5 protein-coding genes are annotated in these 4,891 nt (G+C 63.5%); 1 reads left to right on the top strand and 4 read right to left on the bottom strand.

Annotated features, from left to right (window positions below):
• Positions 1-314 precede the first annotated feature (314 nt).
• From clpS to NKH12_RS29920, 4 genes are all read right to left on the bottom strand, one after another.
• A complete protein-coding gene (gene clpS, locus NKH12_RS29905; protein WP_352956399.1) occupies positions 315-620 on the bottom strand; it encodes an ATP-dependent Clp protease adapter ClpS in 306 nt (101 codons plus the stop codon).
• Between the two features lie 190 nt (positions 621-810).
• A complete protein-coding gene (choV, locus tag NKH12_RS29910; protein WP_352956400.1) occupies positions 811-1,992 on the bottom strand; it encodes a choline ABC transporter ATP-binding protein in 1,182 nt (393 codons plus the stop codon).
• On the bottom strand, positions 1,989-2,843 hold the full coding sequence (gene choW / locus NKH12_RS29915) for a choline ABC transporter permease subunit (RefSeq protein WP_352956401.1): 855 nt from the start codon (positions 2,841-2,843) through the stop codon (positions 1,989-1,991). The genes choV and choW overlap by 4 nt, the downstream gene beginning before the upstream one ends.
• 160 nt (positions 2,844-3,003) lie before the next feature.
• Positions 3,004-3,951, bottom strand: coding sequence for a choline ABC transporter substrate-binding protein (locus NKH12_RS29920; RefSeq protein WP_352956402.1), 948 nt, complete (start codon positions 3,949-3,951; stop codon positions 3,004-3,006).
• Between the two features lie 217 nt (positions 3,952-4,168).
• Here NKH12_RS29920 and NKH12_RS29925 point away from each other — a divergent pair, with 217 nt between their 5' ends.
• Positions 4,169-4,774 (top strand): thymidine kinase, encoded by a 606-nt coding sequence (locus NKH12_RS29925; RefSeq protein ID WP_352956403.1) that lies wholly within the window; start codon positions 4,169-4,171, stop codon positions 4,772-4,774.
• The last annotated feature ends 117 nt before the right edge of the window (positions 4,775-4,891 follow it).

Consider the following 4,891-nt stretch of genomic DNA (forward strand, 5'->3'; position numbering starts at 1 on the left):
AACCAGAGAGAAGACGGACAAAACCCGTTTTACGGGGCATGCACATGTGGCATTTCGATTCACTCAAAACTTTCCCCGGACAGCCCTGCGTTCACGGGGAGAAGGTGCCGGCAGGCGGATGAGGGGCGGCGCCAGCCTGAAGTGATTAGCAACCTCCACGAGCAATCTAAGGTGATATTGGCACCCCGGCACCGCCCCTCATTGTCCTGCCGGACATTTCTCCCCGTATTAGTGACGGGGAGAAAGACGCGGTCGCGAATTGGTTTCGCCAATTGTTAACGGCACAGACGGGGAGCCAAGGCCAGGGAGGAGCACTACTCCTCCGGTTCCGTCGTGAACATCAGCGGGTAGCCCTTGGCCTTGCCGGCGTCGGTCGCCCGTGTTGCCTTGGTCTCGGCGACGTCCCTGGTGAAGACGGCGACGACGCAGACGCCGCGCTGGTGCGCGGTGATCATCACCCGCCGCGCCTGGTCTTCGTTCAGCTTGAATTCGCCCTTGAGCACCGTCACCACGAACTCGCGCGGCGTGAAATCGTCATTGAGGAGGATGACCTTATAGAGCTTCGGCCGTTCGATTTGCGGCTTCGTCTTGGTGCGGGGTTTGGTGACGATCTCAGGCATCTGAACCGGCAACTGCGCGCAAGAATTTCGCGTCTATTCTGACATAGGCAAAAGCGGTCGTCCATTTTGAGCCGCTTACAAACCGCCGTCCCGGCGGGCGCGACCGTTCACAAGTCCGTGCCTATATGGGACCGCCGCCAAGCCGCGCAGACCGCGAAGAAACGATACGGGCCGTTTCGTTTAGAAATAGCTACCGCCGCAACACCGCCGACAGCACGTCCCTTATGCCGATGGCGCCGACGAAGCGCGACTGGTCGTCGAACAGCGCCACCGGTGCGGTCTGCGAGCGGTGCATGGCCAGCATCACCGTCTTCAGCGAGGTGCCGGGATTGGCCCAGAATACCTGCGTCGTCTCCTCCGGCTGCGCCTCGACATCGGCGCAGGACACCCAGAACGCCGGCTTGCCGTCGCGCTCAGCCGCCGCCACCAGCCCGTGCTCGTCGATCTTGAAACGCGTCGTCTTGCGGCGGTCGAGCCACACCCAGCCGTCCTCGCCGTGGTCGAGGTCGCGGCGGTCGCGCATCACGTTCCAGGCAGTCAGCACCGAGAGCGGATTCACATTGGCGATGAAGTCGCGGACATAGTCGTTGGCGGGGCGCAGCACGATGTCTTCCGGCGCGCCGGTCTGCACGATGCGCCCGCCTTCCATGATGGTGATATGGCTGCCGATCTTCAGCGCTTCCTCGAGATCGTGGCTGACGAAGATGATGGTCTTCTTCAGCTCGGCCTGCAGCTGCAGCAGCTCGTCCTGCAGCTTGGTCCGGATCAGCGGGTCGAGCGCCGAGAACGGCTCGTCCATCAGCAGGATCGGCGCTTCGGTGGCAAACGCCCGCGCCAGCCCGACGCGCTGCTGCATGCCGCCGGAAAGCTCATGGGCGTATTTCGACGCCCACTGGTCGAGGCCGACGAGCTTCAACTGGCGTGCCACGCGCGCCTTGCGCTCGGCTTCGGGCACGCCGGAAAGCTCGAGGCCGAAGCCGACATTTTCCGCTACGGTGCGCCAAGGCAGAAGGCCGAACTGCTGGAACACCATGGCGACCCGCGTCTGTCGGATGTGGCGCAGCGTGGCGGCGTCGCAGGTCGCGACATCGACCATGCGGTCGCCGTCCTTGACCATGACGTTGCCGCGCGCCGGCACGTTGAGCAAGTTGACGGCGCGGAGCAGCGTCGATTTGCCGGAGCCGGAGAGGCCCATCAGGACGGAAATCTCGCCCTCGTTGACGGTCAAATTGGCGCCGGCGCAGCCGAGCACGGCGCCGGTCTTTTCCAGGATTTCCTGACGCGTCGCGCCCCTGTCTACGAGCGCCAGCGCTTCCTTGCGCGCCGCGCCGAAGACGATGTCGACATTCTTGAAATCGACCGCAGCGCTCATTTGGCGGCTCCCGTGCCGATGCGGCTGATGCGGTCGAGGATGATGGCGAGCACGACGATGGCGAGGCCGGCTTCGAGCCCGAGCGGGATGTTGACCGAGTTCAGCGCGCGCACCACCGGCTTGCCAAGGCCGTTGGCGCCGATGAGCGCAGCGATCACGACCATGGAGAGGCAGAGCATGATGCACTGCGTCAGCCCCGCCATGATGGTCGGCAGCGCCGCCGGTAGCTCTACTTTCCACAGGAGCTGGCGTTTTGTCGCGCCGAAGGCCTCGCCGGCCTCGATCATCGGTTTCGGCACCGAGGTGATGCCGAGATGCGTCAGGCGGATCGGCGCGGGAGCGGCGAAGATGACGGTGACGATGAGGCCGGGAGCGATGCCGAGGCCGAAGAGAATGAGCACCGGGATGAGGTAGACGAAGGTCGGCATCGTCTGCATCAGGTCGAGGATTGGCTGGAGATAGCGGTAGCCACGCTCGTTGTGCGCCGCCCAGATGCCGATCGGCACGCCGATGGCCATGGAGGCCGCAGCGGCGCCCACGACCAACACCAGCGTCTCGACGGTTTCCTGCCAGAGATCCTGGTTGACGATGAAGAGGAGGCCGAGCGCGACGGCAAGTGCCAGCTTCCATGATTTCTGCAGGTACCAGGCAAGCCCGGCTATGGCGGCAACCAGGAGAACCGGCGGGATGAGCAGCAAAAGATCAACCAGCCCGTCCAGAACGACGGTGAGCCCGTCGGCGATACTGTCGAAAAACCACTCGAAATTGGTGGTCAGAAAGTCGAAGAAGGTCTTGCCCCACCGCCCGATCGGGATCTTGAAGCTCGAAATCAGTTGCGAAACCGGATCCATGGCAAATGTCCCCTCATTTTCTTCACCCTCCCCTGGCGGGGTGGGTCGAACCGCTCAGCGGAGCGGGGTGGGGTGGTCACGGTTATGCTCCGTTCTGCACCACCCCCACTGCGGCCCGTGCCGCGCCGACCCTCCCCATAAGGGGGAGGGTATAAATCTGCTACGAACCCAGCGCGGTTTTCACGGCGGCCGCGGCGTCGCCGCCGTCGAAGGTCGTCACACCGGCGAGCCATGGCGTAATCGCGTCCGGATTTGCCTTGAGCCATTCGGTAGCCGCGGCCTTCGGGTCGGCGCCATCATTGAGGATCGCACCCATGATCTCGTTTTCCATCTTGAGCGAGAACACCATGTTCTTGAGCAGCGCGCCGACGTTCGGGCATTCGGTGGTGTAGCCGGCCCGGACATTGGTGGCGACGGTCGCGCCGCCGAAATTCGGGCCGAACACCTCGTCGCCGCCCGACAGATAGGTCATCTTGATGTTGGCGTTCATCGGATGCGGCTCCCAGCCGAGGAAGACCACGTCTTCGCCCGATGCGGCCGCCTTCTGCACCGCCGACAGCATGCCGGCCTCCGAGCTTTCGACGAGCTCGAAGTCCTTCAGGCCGAACTTGTCGGCGGCGATCATGTCGAGGATCAGGCGGTTGCCGTCATTGCCGGCTTCGATGCCGTAAATCTTGTTGTCGAGCTTGTCCTTGAACTTGGCGATATCAGCGAAATCCTTGAGACCGGCGTCATAGGTATGCTGCGGCACGGCGAGCGTATACTTGGCGCCTTCGAGGTTGGTCACGACCGTCTCGACCGACTTGTCTTCGAGATAGGGCTTTATGTCGGCTTCCATGGTCGGCATCCAATTGCCGAGGAAGACGTCGACGTCCTTGTTCTTCAGCGAGGTGTAGGTGACCGGAACCGACAGCACCTGCACGTCGGGTTCGTAGCCGAGCGCTTCGAGGATGACGCTGGCGGTAGCGGTGGTGGCGGTGATGTCGGTCCAGCCGACATCGGCAAAACGCACCGGCTTGCAGCTTTCCGGCTCGGCCGCGAGTGCGCCGCCCACGGAAAGAAATGCCGCCAGACCGAAGCCGGCGGCGAATAGTTTCATACGCGACATTATGTATTCTCCCATTGTGATCTATCGGCGAAGCGAAGTTGCGGTATTGTCTCCGCCTTGTTTCGTCAGCCAAACACCATTCTGGTGCGGTTTCAAGCGATAAGACAATCGCGATCAACGGCGCGGGCTGGCCGATCAGCGACACGTTCGCCGCTTTCCTGGTGGAATGTAGGGACGCCCCCTCCCCGCGCCGGGACAACTCGGCTTAAAAGGCGGCATGGCCAAGCTGTACTTCCACTACGCGACGATGAATGCCGGCAAGACGACGATGCTGCTGCAGGCTTCGTACAATTACCGCGAGCGCGGCATGACGACGATGCTGTTCGTCGCCGGCCACTACCGCAAGGGCGACACCGGGCTGATCTCGTCGCGCATCGGCCTGGAGACGGAAGCCGAGATGTTCCGCGACGGCGACGACCTGTTCGCCAGGGTCGCCGAGCATCACGATCATACGACCGTGCATTGCGTCTTCGTCGACGAGGCGCAGTTCCTCGAGGAGGAGCAGGCGTGGCAGCTTGCCCGCATCGCCGACCGGCTTGATATCCCGGTGATGTGCTACGGCCTGCGCACGGATTTCCAGGGCAAGCTGTTTTCCGGCTCGCGCGCGCTTCTGGCGATATCCGACGATCTGCGCGAGGTGCGCACCATCTGCCGCTGTGGCCGCAAGGCGACGATGGTCGTGCGCCTCGGCGCCGACGGCAAGGTGGCGAGACAGGGCGAACAGGTGGCGATCGGCAAGGATGTCTATATCTCGCTCTGCCGCCGCCATTGGGAAGAAGAAATGGGCCGCGCCGCGCCCGACGATTTCATCGGCTTCACCTAAAGCGGGGGGCGGCGGGGCCCGCCCGGGCGGCGGGGATGCTTGTTGTTAGGGTTTGGGTTCAAGAACCGGCGGGAGCAGTAGGGGGGCGCGGGGGGAAGGCGGCGGCCGGCGGGGGGG

This window comes from Mesorhizobium sp. M1322 (assembly GCF_040318085.1).
Taxonomy (GTDB): Bacteria; Pseudomonadota; Alphaproteobacteria; order Rhizobiales; family Rhizobiaceae; genus Mesorhizobium.